Here is a 14,336-nt window from a genome sequence, read left to right on the forward strand (position 1 = left end):
TCATTTAATTCCAAATTATCACAAAAAACAACATCATAACAAGCAATATTTCTCGTAAAGTTTTATTTACTTTTTGTAAAGTTTTATTTACTTTTTTACCTAAAAATGGATATTATAAATGTAACAAATTTACAAAAAGGAGACTTTGTATATTTGATTAAAAATAAAGTAAAACAATTCCGCGTCGTTAGAGACATCACCCAAGAGCAATTAGCTTCCTCTGTTCAAATCACTAGACAATCCCTCATCGCTATCGAGAAGAATAAATACAACCCGAGTTTAGAATTAGCATTGAAATTATGTGAGTTTTTCGGCTGTAAAGTGGAGGATTTATTTCAATTAGATAAGACTGGGGAGGAAAAAAATGAAAAATAATTTTATCCAAGGGTTTGCTTCGCATCTTACTATTTTAGTGTTAGGATCGGCCTTTCTTTATTTCAATAGTAGTGATGAAGAAAAGATTCGTTCTGTCCTTCTATTCGCTAGCGTATACATACTCTTAGCCTTGGTACTATTAGTAGTGAAACGAATATTCTTTAAGAAAAAAAAGAAAGAGTCCGAGCAATACCCATTACCTAAGACAGATGAAAGAATTGAAAAAATGGGCTTAAAGCTTATGGCGCAAATTTTCGGTCTCTCTCATTTAATCGGCTCTGCGATACTATTTATTTTATATATTACTGACAAAAATTCGACGATACGAGTAGAGTATGCCCTGTATTACTTGTTTGGAATTCTTTTCTTCACAATGATGTTCGGCTTGAAAATTGTGAAGAAATTAGATAATTAGTTTAAACAAAAAGACCCTTCCTACAAAGGAAAGGTCTTTATTTTATTTCTATTATGATAAAGCAGGAGCTTTTTCAAGAAGCTCTTTTGCATCTGCATATTGTAAGCTGTGCGCTTCTGCAACTGCTTCGAATGTTACGTAGCCATCTAATGTGTTAATACCTTTTAATAATGCAGTGTTGCCTAGGCAAGCTTCTTTGTAGCCTTTGTTAGCAATTTGTACTGCATATGGTACTGTTACGTTTGTTAATGCAAGAGTTGATGTACGTGGAACCGCACCTGGCATATTTGCAACTGCATAATGAACAACACCATGTTTCTCATAAGTTGGGTTGTCGTGAGTTGTAATACGGTCAGTTGTTTCGAAAATACCACCTTGGTCAATCGCGATATCTACAACGACAGAACCTGGTTCCATTGATTGAATCATTTCTTCTGTTACAAGTTTTGGCGCTTTTGCACCTGGGATTAATACTGCACCGATTACAAGGTCAGATTCTCTTACAGCTTCTGCAATGTTATACGGGTTAGACATTAACGTTTTCACTTGGTTTCCGAAAATGTCATCTAATTGACGAAGACGTTCTGCACTTAAGTCGATGATTGTTACATCTGCACCTAAACCTACTGCAATTTTCGCTGCGTTTGTACCAGCTTGACCACCGCCGATAATTGTTACTTTACCGCGTTTCACCCCTGGAACACCTGCAAGTAAAATACCTTTACCACCTTTGTTTTTCTCAAGGAACTGTGCACCGATTTGCGCAGACATACGACCAGCTACTTCACTCATAGGTGCAAGTAATGGTAAAGAACGATTGTCTAATTGTACTGTTTCGTATGCAATTGATACCACTTTGTTATCAATTAATGCTTTCGTTAATTCTGGCTCTGGAGCTAAGTGTAAGTATGTGAATAAAATTAAACCTTCGCGGAAATAACCGTATTCACTTTCAACTGGCTCTTTTACCTTCATAACCATATCTTGATTCCATGCTTCTTCAGCAGTTTCAACAAGTTTCGCACCAGCTTGTACGTATTCTTCATCTGTAAAGCCTGATCCTACACCTGATCCTTTTTGAACAAAAACTTCATGACCATTTTGTACTAAATGTACAGCTCCCGCTGGCGTCATTGCCACGCGGTTTTCATTGTTTTTAATTTCTGTTGGAATTCCGATACGCATTATTAGTTCCCCCTTGAGTTATGAAATGACCCCTGAATCATTTTTTAAAGCGCTTTCTATACTCTTATATTCTAACATAATATCTCAATATTTGACAAAAAAATAATACAAGTTTTCCGATAGATTTAATCTTACATGAAAGGACAGTATTATCCGTACCTCTCAGTATAAAGGATAAACTGTCCAATTATTCGAAACTTCACTTTATTTAATTCTATCGATGTCTATGAATAACATCAACAGCGCCTGTTACTTCAATAATCGTGCCAGTAATCATATCAGAATCGTCCTCACATAAAAACGAAATGGTTCTTGCGATATCTTCCCCTGTTCCAGATCTACCAATTGGTGTGTTACTACCTTTCAGATTTCGTGCTTCTTCAATCGTTGCCTCTTTCATTTCACCAATTATATCACCAGGACATACCATATTCGCAGTAATACCGTATTCAGCTTCTTCGTATGCGACTGTTTTCGTTAAAGAAACAAGTCCGACTTTCGCAGCTGCAAAGGCTGAACGATAAATCCATCCAGGCGCGCTATCTGCCCCTTGAAATCCATAGTTAATAATACGGCCAAATTGCTGGTTTCTCATAATCGGTACGACAAGTTTTAATAAATGAAACACCGCTGTTAAATTACCCTGGATCATTTCATTCCATTCGTCTTCTTCGTAATCGACTAATTTTTTCCTTTCAAATACGTAAGGACCAGCATTATTAATTAAGAAGTCAATTTTGCCAAAACGGCTCATCGCTTCTTCTACTATTTTATGTAAATCTTCCTTTTTCGTGACATCAGCTTGCACGAACTGTAGACGTTCTTCCATATTTTTATATGTTTCTTTCATTGTTTCCATAGCACTTGTATCGCTATGATATGTTACTGTTACTGAATATCCTTTAGCCAATAACTTTTCTGTTACTTGCTTTCCTAAACCTTTCGTACCGGCTGTAATGAGCGCGTGTCTCACAAACATGCCTCCTTTTAAATTGCTATACTCCATATGTAACAAGTTCTCGCTTCAATTACAACTAAAATGAATTAAGGCAAAGTTTTCAAAATTCTGTAACGTTTCCAACAAGCACATTACCAAAATTTGTTTTATAATAAAGTTGTAAACGGTAATAAAAATGATTGGGAGGAATTTACTATGAATAATACATATACAAATATTTTAATTGCGGTGGACGGTTCTAAAGAAGCAGAAAAAGCCTTTAAAAAAGCAATTCAAGTTGCAAAACGAAACAACGCAACATTAACAATTGCTCATATCGTTGATGTAAAAGCATACTCAGCAGTAGAGGCTTATAGCCGCGCAATTGCTGAACGTGCAAATCTATTTGCAGAAGACTTATTAGAAGACTACAAAAAAACTGCGCTTGAAGCTGGTCTTGAAAAAGTGGAAACTGTATTAGAATTTGGTAATCCTAAATCTAAAATTTCAAAAGAAATCGCTCCAAACCATAAAGTGGATTTAATTATGTGTGGTGCAACTGGTTTAAATGCTGTAGAACGTTTCCTAATTGGTAGCGTCTCTGAACATATTATTCGCTATGCGAAATGCGATGTCCTTGTTGTTCGTGGTGACGAGGAGCAAGGTGATCTTTAATTTATAATAAAAAAACACCAAGTCCACATGGGCTTGGTGTTTTTCATTTCACATATTTCACTACAAATACGAGACAAGCTAGAACAACAATGACAACTGCAAACACATAAGGCGGAAGGAACTTCAAAGACCATAACGCCATCATTAACGTCGCAACCGTTAAGTACGTTTGTTTTGCATCTTCTGTCATTTTTTTGCGAAGTAAAAAAACATACAAATAACCAATTGGCGGCGTAATAAAACAAAGAACATATATGATTTTAGATTTTAAATACCACTTGTGTTCTCCAAGTTTCTTTATGTCTTCTTCTATTCTCTTACTCTCTTGTTCTCTCGCTTTTCTTTCATATAAGGAAGAAAGTGCATGAAAAAATAACATGTAAATATAATTGCCCAAAATTCAATATCCAATCTTTCTAGTGGAATATGCTCACTAAAAAATGCAGCAGCAATCACTAAAGAAAAACAATACGTCATCATCCAAAATGAACGTTTTCTCTTTTTCCGTTCTATTTCTTTTTTATCTTTTACTTCTTGTACTTTCTTTTTTCTAGAAAGCCATACAGAAATACAGCAATCTACTACAAATAGAATAAAGATAAATATCGCAACGTGTACTGTTTCTAAATTCTCAAATGAAAATACGATCGGGAATGCAACGTGTAATACAATTAGCGTGTACAAAATTAACCCTACAAAATAAAGTGAAACTTTAATCAGTGGGGGTTTTGTTCATCCCCCACTGATTATTAGTTGAACCAATCGGGCTTTTACGGGCAGTTGATCCCCCACCTAACTTCTTTGCTTTCGCTGAATTTTGAGGTGGGGGTCTTACTGCCCGTTAATGCGGGATAAATACGTCTCATCTTCCATTCCTTTCTCATTTCCTAACATTAGGTTAACATACATTTTTTAGAAATAGACGGACAAAATATATGTGTTTAGAAAAGGAGGATGCTACATGGATGATTATGAACGCATTATTTTAGATGTGAATGGGAAAGAAATCGAAATGTTAGATATGATTCGCGAGCATTTTAAAGAAAAACATGGTGTTGAACTAAGTCACGGTGCATTACTTAGAGATTTAATGGATATTGAATACATTCGAATTACAGAAGATCGCCACAAGTATGATTAATCAATGAAGCTTTAAGCCTAGAACATATTGTTCTAGGCTTAATTACATCTATACGAAAAATGTTATAATTAGGAAAAAAACGCAGAGGATACCAGAATATGAAATCTGAAAATATCTCAAAACATTTTCACACATTACATGTGCAAAGAAACCAGTTCCTTCCTGAGCTTCATTCACTTTCACAAGAACAACTATGGCATAGAAAAGAGGACGGAAAATGGTCTATTGGTGAACACTTTTATCACTTATATTTAATTGCAAGGATGCTAAAAGTAGCGATTAAATTCTCTTTCACTCTTATCCCTTATGCCAAACTAAGAAAAAACGCCCCATTTGCAACTGACATGCATGACATTTATGCCGAATATAAAGAAAAACACGGTAAAGGAATGAAAGCTCCTTGGATTTTAATCCCTTCAAAAAAGGTCTATTACTCTATGAATGTAAACGAATTAGAAGAATTACTTTCACGTGAAACAGATGAAATAAAAAAACTAGTTCAAAATATAGAAGAAGATATTGCAGGACATATCGTATTTTTAGATCCAATTGCTCACTATCCTAACCTTATTCAATCTATCCAACTATTAGCGATTCATGAGAAGCATCATTTTAGCATTATGAAGAACAACTATAAAATGCTCGACTCCCTTCTAAAAATATAAAAGACTGCTCATATTACTTATCAGCAGTCTCCTATATCTATTTAAGCTCTTGATGCTTCCCACCCATACCACCTGGCTCATTGCTATCTTGGTGTACAGTTATTTTATTTGTTTTAGCATCTTTCGAAACTCTATATGTATACGATTCATTTGGTTCATCTTTAAACTGTACATTCATACCGTAAGAACCGATTTTACTATAAAAGGCCGGTTTTATGTGTGAAATATCACTTTCTTTATATCCTTTCTCTTGCAAGTGCCACATCGTTGCGATAATCGCTTCTTCTCGCTTTTCTTGTTCACCAACAAACATATATTTGTCCAAAAGAAATACTTTCACGTTTGCAATTAAGCTAATTAACAGTAAAATGATAAATACTATTTTTTTCATAAATTTCCCCTAAATTGTGTTTTTTCACTATACTATAACTTACACACTAGTAAAAAAGAAAGTACGCCAGACTTTCACAGACTGGCTTACTTTCCAACTCAATTCCTAATAACTTCTTTAGTTAACCCCTTCGCCTTCTCCAAAGCCTTTTCAATCTGCTCAAATCCTGTCCCGCCAGCACTGTTACGGCGCTTTACAGCTGCATAAGGTGAAAGAACTTCATATAAATCTTCTTCAAATAACGGACTCATTTCTTTATACGTTTCAAGTGGTACATCTAATAAATAGATTCCTTTTTGCGTACAATGAAGAACTAGTTTCCCGACAATTTCATGAGCTTGACGGAACGGCAGTCCCTTGCTTGCTAAATAGTCGGCAATTTCTGTTGCGTTAGAGAAGTCTTGCGTCACAGCTTGCCCCATTTTTTCTTTGTTTACAGTCATCGTTTCAAGCATGCCTGCCATAATATGAAGGCATCCTTCTACTGTTTTCACTGTATCAAACATTCCTTCTTTATCTTCTTGTAAGTCTTTATTGTAAGCGAGCGGCAATCCTTTCATTACTGTAAGTAAACTGAATAAATTACCGTATACTCTGCCCGTTTTACCACGAATAAGTTCCGCCATATCCGGATTTTTCTTCTGCGGCATAATACTGCTTCCTGTTGCGTATTGATCGCTCATTTCAATAAATTGAAATTCTTGGCTACTCCATAAAATAAGTTCTTCGCAAAAGCGTGATAAGTGCATCATAAGCATAGATGAGTTACTTAAAAACTCTAATATGAAATCACGATCGCTTACCGCATCTAAACTATTTTCATAGATTCCATTAAATCCGAGAAGCTCCGCACTATATTCTCGGTCAATCGGGAATGTTGTACCAGCTAGTGCTCCTGCTCCTAATGGTGAAATGTTAATACGCTTTAACGAATCTTCATAACGATTCACATCGCGCTCTAACATCCAAAAGTAAGCAAGAATATGATGCGCAAATGAAATCGGCTGTGCACGTTGCAAGTGCGTATAGCCGGGCATAATTGTTTCAATGTTATTTTCCGCTTGATGAACAAGAACAGTTTGCAATTGTTTTGTAGCTTTTATAATATCTTCTACTTTTTCTTTTAAATACAAATGCATATCTGTCGCTACTTGATCGTTACGGCTTCGGCCTGTATGAAGTTTCCCTCCTACTTCACCGATTCTTTCAATTAACATCTTTTCAATGTTTAAATGAATGTCCTCAGCCTCGACTGAGAAATTCAATTTATTTTGTTTCGCTTCCTCTAGTAAATATTGAAGCCCTATCTTTATTTTCTCTGCTTCTTCTTTCGTAACAATGCCTTGCTTTGCTAACATCGTTACGTGTGCGATACTCCCTTTTATATCTTGATTTACTAATTGTTGATCAAAGGAGATGGATGCTCCAAACTCTTCAACCCACGCTTCCGCTTCTTCTGTAAAACGTCCGCCCCAAAGTTTGCTCACGCTTCCACCTTCTTTTGATTCACTTGACTGTATACTTTCGTAGGTAAACCGAATAATGAAATGAATCCAACTGCTGCATCATGATTAAATTCATCCTGGGCAGTATACGTTGCTAATTTTTCATCGTATAAAGAGTACTCAGATTTACGCCCTTCTACAATCGCATGACCTTTAAATAATTTCACACGTACTGTACCTGTTACATTTTTTTGCGTTTCTTGTAAGAAAGCATTGAGCGCTTGTTTTAAAGGTGAGAACCATAAACCGTTATAAATTAATTCTGTTAGTTTTTGCTCAATCATCGGTTTGAAATGAGCGACCTCTTTCACAAGTGTTAAATCTTCAAGTTCTTTATGCGCTGTTATTAATGTCATTGCTGCTGGGCATTCATATACTTCACGAGATTTAATACCGACAAGGCGATTTTCTACATGGTCGATACGTCCAACGCCATGTTTTCCAGCTAAGGCATTTAACGTTTTAATTAGTTCTGAAAGTGAATATGCAGTGCCGTTTAAAGTCGTCGGTACCCCTGCTTCAAATCCGATTTCTACAAACTCTGGTTTATTCGGTGTATCTTCTAATGCCAACGTCATCTCGTATGCGTCTTCTGGCGGCGCTGCCCATGGATCTTCTAAAATTCCACATTCGTTGCTGCGTCCCCATAAGTTTTGATCGATTGAAAACGGGCTATCTAAATTAATTGGAATCGGTATATCATTTTCTTTTGCATATGCAATTTCTTCTTCACGTGACCATTTCCATTCACGTACAGGCGCAATAACTTCTAAATATGGATTCAACGCTTGAATAGAAACTTCAAAACGAACTTGGTCATTCCCTTTCCCTGTACATCCATGTGCAACTGCACTTGCGCCTTCCTGCTCTGCAATTTCTACTAATTTTTTTGCAATAAGCGGACGAGATAATGCAGAGACAAGAGGATATTTCCCTTCGTATAACGTGTGAGCTTGCATCGCTATCAATGCATATTCATTCGCATATTCTTCTTGAACATCAATCATATATGATTTAATTGCACCTACTGAAAGTGCTTTTTCTTTTACAAACGCTAAGTCTTTACCTTCTCCTAGATCTAAGCAAAGCGCGATAATATCATAATTCTTCTCTTGTAACCATTTAATTGCAACGGAAGTATCAAGACCTCCGGAATATGCTAATACAACTTTTTTCTTCTCCATTTTGCATCCCCCTAAAGAATAAATATTCATTTTTTCTTATAATAATCCAAACTTTATCACCTTTCATAAAATGAATCAAGGGGAATTTATAAAATTTTTTCAAACAATTCCGTCGAACTTCTTTCTTTTTTTATGTAAAATAGAGGAAGGAAAATGGAGGGGTGTCTATGAAAAAGTATTTTATATACAATGAACATCTAGGAATTGAAGTACCGAACATACAAGAAAAATGGGAAGACATCTCTGAACAAGCGCAGCATTCTATTTTATTAAAATGGGAGCAAGTTCGCGGAAAAATACCTGATCGCATAAAGGAACTTGAGCACCATATTAACGCTAAACAACACCACTTAAATAACGAAGAAGACTTTGGAATTTCTTGCAAGCTAAATTCAGAAATTGCCGATCTTGCTTCAATTATTAACGATCTTTGGCTTTGGTATCGTCTAACCCAAAACGTATCTGAGGGAAAAGCACACCAATGAAAAAAGCATGCCCCTCAATTAATTTGGGTCATGCTTTTTTGTCGTAACAAGCTTTGCAATATATTTCTTGCGCCGTTTTTGCTAAACATACATCAAACGGGCCTACTAATATACTTCTTTCTTTCGGCAACTTTACAAAAGCAACTAGCTCTTCTTCATATTGAATCTTTTTCTGACATGAAACACATTTTAATTCTTTTCTTTTAAACATGTCTTTTAGCATATCTCCATTCTCCCCCTCATCTATCTATATTAATATACTCTCATAATAGTTAGAGCTTGTAAAAAAATGACACATTCCGAAACAAATTATTCATATACTATGTACAAAAGGAGGTCTCAAACTTATGCGAGCTTTCATTATTATCGCTTTAACTTTTTTAAGTATCATTAGCTGGGATGCATTTTTTAAAGATAAAAGTGATGAGAACAATACAATTGAATAAAAACCCTTCTTTTCTTACTTATTGGACAAACTTCTAAAAGTTGTCCAGTTCTACGAAATAACTTAGGCTTTTCTACAAAAATATTTAAACATAACATTTTTTGTAGATTCCCTCCGGTTATTGTCGGTTTCCATCCGCATGTATTTTTTGAAAGTATGATATAATAATATAAATCTTGAAGGAAGGGATTTTGATATCATGATCGCTCGAAGGAGCATGTGGCATCGTATTGACGAATCATACACGTAGCGTATTTTTCAGCTCAGATACTTTAGTCTAGCGAAAAAAATACGAGAGTGGGGAAATTATGATTGCCCGAAGGATAATTTGGCAAAAAAAAGACTCTTCTTACACATAGCGTTTTGTTTAGGACTTAATTGTTACTAGCTAAACAAAACAAAGAAGAGCAGGATTGCTAAATGAAGAATCCTACTCCCCGTTTTGTTTAGTCGCTTTAAGACTTAAACTAAAACGAAGGTAGGGAGAATTGATGGACGAGAGGATTATTCGTTATTTCTTCAGCGACATATAGCGTAGTTAGTTTTTTTCGTAAACTAACTGAAAGCTACATGTGAGCTCGTAGTTAGTTTACAACACCAAAAGGACTACTAACTACGGAAAGAAGGAATAACGATGAGGAACATCCAAAGTCGACAAATTATTAAAGAAGTTTTTATGGTTTTAATCGGTTCATTTATATTAGCAGCAGCGCTATATCACATTCACTTCCAAAACCACTTAACAGAAGGTGGCTTTGTAGGTATTGCACTATTTATCCAAAATTTTTATGATATTTCACCATCTATTTCAACTGTAGTAATGGATATCCCTATTATTTTACTATGTGCTTCATTTTTAGGTAGAAAAATGGTTGGCTATTCATTCTTAGGTTCACTTTCATTTGGAGTATTTTATTCCCTTATGGAAAATTATTCTCCTTTTACGGTAGATTTATCAAATAATTTATTTGTAGCTGCAGTAGTTGGCGGTGCGTTAGCTGGTATTGGACTCGGTTTTATATTGCGATTTGGCGGTGCAACCGGTGGAGACGATATTTTAACAATTATATTAAGTAAACGAACTCGGTTTACAATTGGGCAAATTTTCTTCGTCTTTGACGCGATTGTTCTTGCGCTTTCATTATATTATTTAAATTGGACAGAAATTGCTTTTACTATTCTTTCGATTGCCGTACAGGCAAAAACATTGGATTTAATTTACTATCCAAAAACAGAAAAGAAAGCAGCAAAGCAACCCGTTTCTATTCCAATATCCAAAAAACATGCGACAAACTAAAAAGCGAAAGGCTTCGGCCTCTCGCTTTTTTCATGCTCTCTTTTCTTTTTCTAATATGTAGCGTACTTGATAAAACTTATTTGCAAATTCAGTAACATTCCTCGTTAAGCGATAGTTCACTGTAGAGCCAATCGCCATTCCGAGTACAGGAATGCCTTGGAATACTTTACGACGAAGAGCATAAATCGAAAACGTCTTCAAAATTTGTTTTAACACAACCTCAGTAGAAGCTGGCTTTAATACTGCTTCGTCTCCTTCATAGAAGAATGAATCCTCTTGTTCGAGTTCTCTCAGTAAATTGTACCATGCATATTGCTGAAGTCTCGCCGGCAATAATGCTGCATGGAATACCTTTAACGCAAGCATCATTTCATACGGCTTGTTCACATCATGCCCAAATGATGTCGCAACAAGTTGGACAGCCTTCACATTTAACGCAATCATAACCGGAAAATCAGCCGTTAATAATAATAAACCACCAGCACCTGTTGCTCCGCCTTGTACGAATGAATATAGACGATGACGTGCTGTTTGCTGCTCTGCTATGTATGTTAATTGATCAATAGATAACGCCTTCAAATCTTCAAGTTGCTCAATCGATTCATCAAATAATCTCGACGTTCCTAAAATACGATTACGTGCATCTAGCTGTGATTGTGAACTTTGAATAAGCGCATGCAAATGAAAGAGCCATCCATCTGCTTTCGTAAAAAAGTCTTTTCGTTTTTTCTCAGGCAGTTTCGCAATTGTCGTATGCAACCACTTATCAAACATCTTTTGAAAATCGGTCGCTTCTTGCTCTACTAATTGCCCTTCCCACTCTTTTATATTGTCTAAAATGGCTTGTTCTCGCTTCGATCGCATCGTAACAACCACCTCGTTCGATTTTTTTCTATTGTAACATATTTCTGCTTCTTCTTTGCAAATATGCTTGTCTATCTTTATTCACATACCATTTTTTAGTGACATAAAATATTAGCAAAAAGGATGAGATGAATCACATGAATCTATCCAATATAAAAAAAGAATATAATGCAGTATTCAGCTTAGGACAAAACTGCTGGCCTGCTTGGGCTTTATATCAATTCGAATTATCACCATTTTTTGGTGTTATCGATTTTATGCTAAGCCCTTCATTAGAAAAAGTGAATTTATTATTACAAAATCGATTTGACCGTTTTTTACAGTTCGAAAACTTATCCTTCATCTCATTTTGGGATGATGATGCGAAATTAAGACTCCGTGACAACCTATATGAAATCGACTCCTGTCACGACTTTAAAACAGATGTAAACACACCAACATCCTGGCCTTCTTATACAGAAATTAAGTTAAACTATGAGCATCGAATTAATCGTTTTCTAACTACAATCGAAACGGCAGAATCCACATTGTTTATTCGAACGGGAGGAACATACGAAGAAGCACGTTCCTTGGAACAAATTTTATCTCAAATAGTTAAACATACATTCTCTGTCCTATTACTCATTCCTGAAGATGTACCAACTATCGCCCAAGAAGATTGGGGATTACAAAATATTTGTGTTATAAAATGCCCAGTGATGGATATATACCAGTACAATGAAGCATTTTGGAATGACTTATTTAATGGCATCACAATTCGGCCAAACGCTTAAATACACGTCACCTTTTATCACACCCTGCCTTATAATCATCCTTATACAAAATAAATAAGGAGTGATTATATATGTATCCACGTGCAAAAGCTTTTGGCATCGCTATACATCACGGTCGCCTTCTCGTACAAGAATATCATACAGGCGATGAAACATATTACCGACCTCTTGGCGGATCAATTGAACTTGGTGAAAAATCAGCACATACTGTTATTCGCGAATTTCAAGAAGAGCTTCACACAGAAGTGGAAATCACCAATTATTTAGGCTGCTTAGAAAACATCTTTCATCTAGATGGAGAAATTGGTCATGAAATCATTCAGCTATATTCTTTACGCTTATTAGACATGTCACTATATGAAATGGAAATACTGAATATATCAGATGAACAAACACTGTCATATGCAAAATGGATTTCCCTCACTGCATTCATTCAAAAAGAAAAATTACTATATCCGGATGGAATTTTGAAATATATCCAAAAGAAAAAAGACGAGATCCTATAGGATCTCGTCTTTTTTTTCATATAGTATATTAACCAATATCTCCAAGACGTAATACGTCACGAGCAATCATAACTTCTTCGTCAGTTGGAATTACGATAATTTTTACTGGAGAGTGTGGGAAGCTGATGAATGCTTCTTCACCGAATACGTTATTGCGTTTTACGTCGAAGTATACGCCCATGTACTCAAGGCCTTCTAATACGCGCTCACGAATAATTGCACTGTTTTCACCTACACCAGCTGTAAAGATGATAGCGTCAACGCCTTTCATACGAGCTGTGTAAGAACCGATGTATTTATGGATACGGCTCACGAACACGTCAAGTGCTACTTTCGCACGGTGGTCGCCTTCTTCTTCTTTCGCAATGATGTCACGTAGGTCACTAGAGTAACCAGTAAGACCTAACATACCACTCTTCTTGTTTAATACGCTAACTACTTCTTCTACAGTTTGGCCTGTTTTTTCCATGATGTATGGAATTAACGCAGGGTCAATGTTACCAGAACGTGTACCCATTGTTACACCAGCAAGTGGAGTGAAGCCCATAGAAGTATCGATAGACTTACCACCTTCTACTGCTGCGATACTTGCACCGTTACCTAAGTGACAAGAAAGTAGGCTTAAGCTTTCAAGTGGACGACCTAATAATTCAGCCGCACGCTCTGTTACGTATTTATGAGAAGTTCCGTGGAAACCGTATTTACGGATGCCAAATTTCTCATAGTATTCATATGGTAAGCTGTATAGGAATGCAGATTCCGGCATTGTTTGGTGGAATGCTGTATCAAATACTGCTACTGCTGGTACGTTTGGTAGTACTTCTTGGAATGCTTTAATACCAACAAGGTTTGCTGGGTTGTGAAGTGGTGCTAAATCGCTTAATTCTTCGATATCAGCTAATACTTCAGCATCAATTAAAACAGAATCAGCAAATTTTTCGCCGCCGTGTACAACACGGTGACCGATACCGCCAATCTCATCAAGAGATTTTACGATTCCGTTTTCAGTTAATTTCTTAAGAAGCATGTTAACTGCTACTGCATGATCTGGGATGTTTGTAATTTCTTTTTGTTTTTCGCCATCTACAGTAATAGTGAAGATACTATCTTCTAAACCGATACGTTCTACTAAACCTTTTGTTAATACTGTTTCACTTGGCATTTCAAATAATTGGAACTTTAAGGAAGAGCTTCCTGCGTTAATCGCGATGATTTTTGACATCTAGTCTTTCGCCCCTTTTTCTCTTGGTAGTTGTGTGGATCATTCCACAAACCGCTCGATTTTATCTAATTAAATTCACTCATTATGAAAACGTTTCATCATTAGTAAATTTTATACTCACGATTTTAATTTAAACATCGTCCGACATATATTTCAAGTGAAAAAATTATAACACCAAGAAAAAAAATATATTACAGATTTCAAAAAAATTCAGTTAAATCTTGTATATATTAAAAAACATTACATATCCTATAAAACTGTACTACATTAA

Annotated in this window: 17 protein-coding genes and 1 pseudogene; 9 read left to right on the plus strand and 9 right to left on the minus strand. The window is 35.8% G+C overall.

Annotation, left to right across the window (positions count from 1 at the left end):
- Window positions 1-105 precede the first annotated feature (105 nt).
- Window positions 106-375, plus strand: coding sequence for a helix-turn-helix transcriptional regulator (locus tag MKX37_RS22540; protein WP_002088966.1), 270 nt, complete (start codon window positions 106-108; stop codon window positions 373-375).
- A complete protein-coding gene (locus tag MKX37_RS22545; protein WP_078421846.1) occupies window positions 365-790 on the plus strand; it encodes a hypothetical protein in 426 nt (141 codons plus the stop codon). Before MKX37_RS22540 ends, MKX37_RS22545 begins: the two co-directional genes overlap by 11 nt.
- A 51-nt stretch (window positions 791-841) precedes the next feature.
- Here MKX37_RS22545 and ald read toward each other — a convergent pair whose 3' ends face one another.
- Together ald and MKX37_RS22555 are read right to left on the minus strand one after the other, a co-directional pair.
- Window positions 842-1,975: an alanine dehydrogenase gene (gene ald / locus MKX37_RS22550; protein ID WP_002015529.1), complete on the minus strand. Its 1,134-nt coding sequence runs from the start codon at window positions 1,973-1,975 to the stop codon at window positions 842-844.
- Between the two features lie 214 nt (window positions 1,976-2,189).
- Window positions 2,190-2,981: an SDR family oxidoreductase gene (locus MKX37_RS22555; RefSeq protein ID WP_002034312.1), complete on the minus strand. Its 792-nt coding sequence runs from the start codon at window positions 2,979-2,981 to the stop codon at window positions 2,190-2,192.
- Between the two features lie 147 nt (window positions 2,982-3,128).
- Between MKX37_RS22555 and MKX37_RS22560 the strand changes: the two genes are divergently transcribed.
- On the plus strand, window positions 3,129-3,587 hold the full coding sequence (locus MKX37_RS22560) for a universal stress protein (protein WP_001066676.1): 459 nt from the start codon (window positions 3,129-3,131) through the stop codon (window positions 3,585-3,587).
- Between the two features lie 43 nt (window positions 3,588-3,630).
- Here the strand turns inward: MKX37_RS22560 and MKX37_RS22565 are convergent.
- A pseudogene (locus tag MKX37_RS22565) lies at window positions 3,631-4,304 on the minus strand (hypothetical protein).
- A gap of 244 nt (window positions 4,305-4,548) precedes the next feature.
- Between MKX37_RS22565 and MKX37_RS22570 the strand changes: the two are divergent.
- Window positions 4,549-4,728 (plus strand): hypothetical protein, encoded by a 180-nt coding sequence (locus tag MKX37_RS22570; RefSeq protein WP_002129390.1) that lies wholly within the window; start codon window positions 4,549-4,551, stop codon window positions 4,726-4,728.
- A gap of 98 nt (window positions 4,729-4,826) precedes the next feature.
- A complete protein-coding gene (locus tag MKX37_RS22575; RefSeq protein ID WP_002138616.1) occupies window positions 4,827-5,393 on the plus strand; it encodes a DinB family protein in 567 nt (188 codons plus the stop codon).
- A 37-nt stretch (window positions 5,394-5,430) separates the two neighbouring features.
- Here the strand turns inward: MKX37_RS22575 and MKX37_RS22580 are convergent, their stop codons facing one another.
- The 3 genes from MKX37_RS22580 to MKX37_RS22590 form a co-directional block, all read right to left on the minus strand.
- Complete coding sequence (locus MKX37_RS22580) at window positions 5,431-5,784, minus strand: DUF3139 domain-containing protein (RefSeq protein WP_078421847.1); 354 nt, start codon at window positions 5,782-5,784, stop codon at window positions 5,431-5,433.
- Between the two features lie 98 nt (window positions 5,785-5,882).
- Entirely contained in the window at window positions 5,883-7,271 is a 1,389-nt protein-coding gene (argH, locus tag MKX37_RS22585) for an argininosuccinate lyase (protein WP_002129392.1), read from the minus strand.
- Complete coding sequence (locus MKX37_RS22590) at window positions 7,268-8,473, minus strand: argininosuccinate synthase (protein WP_002164979.1); 1,206 nt, start codon at window positions 8,471-8,473, stop codon at window positions 7,268-7,270. Before MKX37_RS22590 ends, argH begins: the two co-directional genes overlap by 4 nt.
- A gap of 167 nt (window positions 8,474-8,640) precedes the next feature.
- On the opposite strand from MKX37_RS22590, the gene MKX37_RS22595 reads away from it, so the two are divergent.
- Window positions 8,641-8,958 (plus strand): hypothetical protein, encoded by a 318-nt coding sequence (locus MKX37_RS22595; protein WP_002129395.1) that lies wholly within the window; start codon window positions 8,641-8,643, stop codon window positions 8,956-8,958.
- Between the two features lie 28 nt (window positions 8,959-8,986).
- Here MKX37_RS22595 and MKX37_RS22600 read toward each other — a convergent pair whose 3' ends face one another.
- A complete protein-coding gene (locus MKX37_RS22600; RefSeq protein ID WP_002034321.1) occupies window positions 8,987-9,181 on the minus strand; it encodes a hypothetical protein in 195 nt (64 codons plus the stop codon).
- Window positions 9,182-10,037: 856 nt separating this feature from the next.
- On the opposite strand from MKX37_RS22600, the gene MKX37_RS22605 reads away from it, so the two are divergent.
- Window positions 10,038-10,700 (plus strand): YitT family protein, encoded by a 663-nt coding sequence (locus tag MKX37_RS22605; RefSeq protein ID WP_002015542.1) that lies wholly within the window; start codon window positions 10,038-10,040, stop codon window positions 10,698-10,700.
- 30 nt (window positions 10,701-10,730) lie between these two features.
- On the opposite strand, the gene MKX37_RS22610 is transcribed toward MKX37_RS22605, so the two are convergent.
- Window positions 10,731-11,564, minus strand: a complete 834-nt coding sequence (locus MKX37_RS22610; RefSeq protein ID WP_002129397.1) for an EcsC family protein — start codon at window positions 11,562-11,564, stop codon at window positions 10,731-10,733.
- 137 nt (window positions 11,565-11,701) lie between these two features.
- On the opposite strand from MKX37_RS22610, the gene MKX37_RS22615 reads away from it, so the two are divergent.
- Complete coding sequence (locus MKX37_RS22615) at window positions 11,702-12,337, plus strand: DUF1796 family putative cysteine peptidase (protein ID WP_002129398.1); 636 nt, start codon at window positions 11,702-11,704, stop codon at window positions 12,335-12,337.
- 71 nt (window positions 12,338-12,408) lie between these two features.
- Window positions 12,409-12,843 carry an NUDIX hydrolase gene (locus MKX37_RS22620; RefSeq protein ID WP_050001021.1) on the plus strand — a complete coding sequence of 145 codons (435 nt, stop codon included), beginning with the start codon at window positions 12,409-12,411 and terminating at the stop codon, window positions 12,841-12,843.
- Between the two features lie 28 nt (window positions 12,844-12,871).
- On the opposite strand, the gene ackA is transcribed toward MKX37_RS22620, so the two are convergent.
- Entirely contained in the window at window positions 12,872-14,065 is a 1,194-nt protein-coding gene (gene ackA, locus MKX37_RS22625; protein ID WP_002129402.1) for an acetate kinase, read from the minus strand.
- Window positions 14,066-14,336: the final 271 nt, after the last annotated feature.

Source organism: Bacillus sp. FSL R5-0709, assembly GCF_038004785.1.
Taxonomy (GTDB): Bacteria; Bacillota; Bacilli; order Bacillales; family Bacillaceae_G; genus Bacillus_A; species Bacillus_A mycoides.

Coding starts and splice junctions, on each gene's coding strand:
- MKX37_RS22540 (WP_002088966.1), top strand. CDS start 106: ATGGATATTATAAATGTAACAAATTTACAAAAAGGAGACTTTGTATAT.
- MKX37_RS22545 (WP_078421846.1), top strand. CDS start 365: ATGAAAAATAATTTTATCCAAGGGTTTGCTTCGCATCTTACTATTTTA.
- ald (WP_002015529.1), bottom strand. CDS start 1,975: ATGCGTATCGGAATTCCAACAGAAATTAAAAACAATGAAAACCGCGTG.
- MKX37_RS22555 (WP_002034312.1), bottom strand. CDS start 2,981: ATGGAGTATAGCAATTTAAAAGGAGGCATGTTTGTGAGACACGCGCTC.
- MKX37_RS22560 (WP_001066676.1), top strand. CDS start 3,129: ATGAATAATACATATACAAATATTTTAATTGCGGTGGACGGTTCTAAA.
- MKX37_RS22570 (WP_002129390.1), top strand. CDS start 4,549: ATGGATGATTATGAACGCATTATTTTAGATGTGAATGGGAAAGAAATC.
- MKX37_RS22575 (WP_002138616.1), top strand. CDS start 4,827: ATGAAATCTGAAAATATCTCAAAACATTTTCACACATTACATGTGCAA.
- MKX37_RS22580 (WP_078421847.1), bottom strand. CDS start 5,784: ATGAAAAAAATAGTATTTATCATTTTACTGTTAATTAGCTTAATTGCA.
- MKX37_RS22590 (WP_002164979.1), bottom strand. CDS start 8,473: ATGGAGAAGAAAAAAGTTGTATTAGCATATTCCGGAGGTCTTGATACT.
- MKX37_RS22595 (WP_002129395.1), top strand. CDS start 8,641: ATGAAAAAGTATTTTATATACAATGAACATCTAGGAATTGAAGTACCG.
- MKX37_RS22600 (WP_002034321.1), bottom strand. CDS start 9,181: ATGCTAAAAGACATGTTTAAAAGAAAAGAATTAAAATGTGTTTCATGT.
- MKX37_RS22605 (WP_002015542.1), top strand. CDS start 10,038: ATGAGGAACATCCAAAGTCGACAAATTATTAAAGAAGTTTTTATGGTT.
- MKX37_RS22610 (WP_002129397.1), bottom strand. CDS start 11,564: ATGCGATCGAAGCGAGAACAAGCCATTTTAGACAATATAAAAGAGTGG.
- MKX37_RS22615 (WP_002129398.1), top strand. CDS start 11,702: ATGAATCTATCCAATATAAAAAAAGAATATAATGCAGTATTCAGCTTA.
- MKX37_RS22620 (WP_050001021.1), top strand. CDS start 12,409: ATGTATCCACGTGCAAAAGCTTTTGGCATCGCTATACATCACGGTCGC.
- ackA (WP_002129402.1), bottom strand. CDS start 14,065: ATGTCAAAAATCATCGCGATTAACGCAGGAAGCTCTTCCTTAAAGTTC.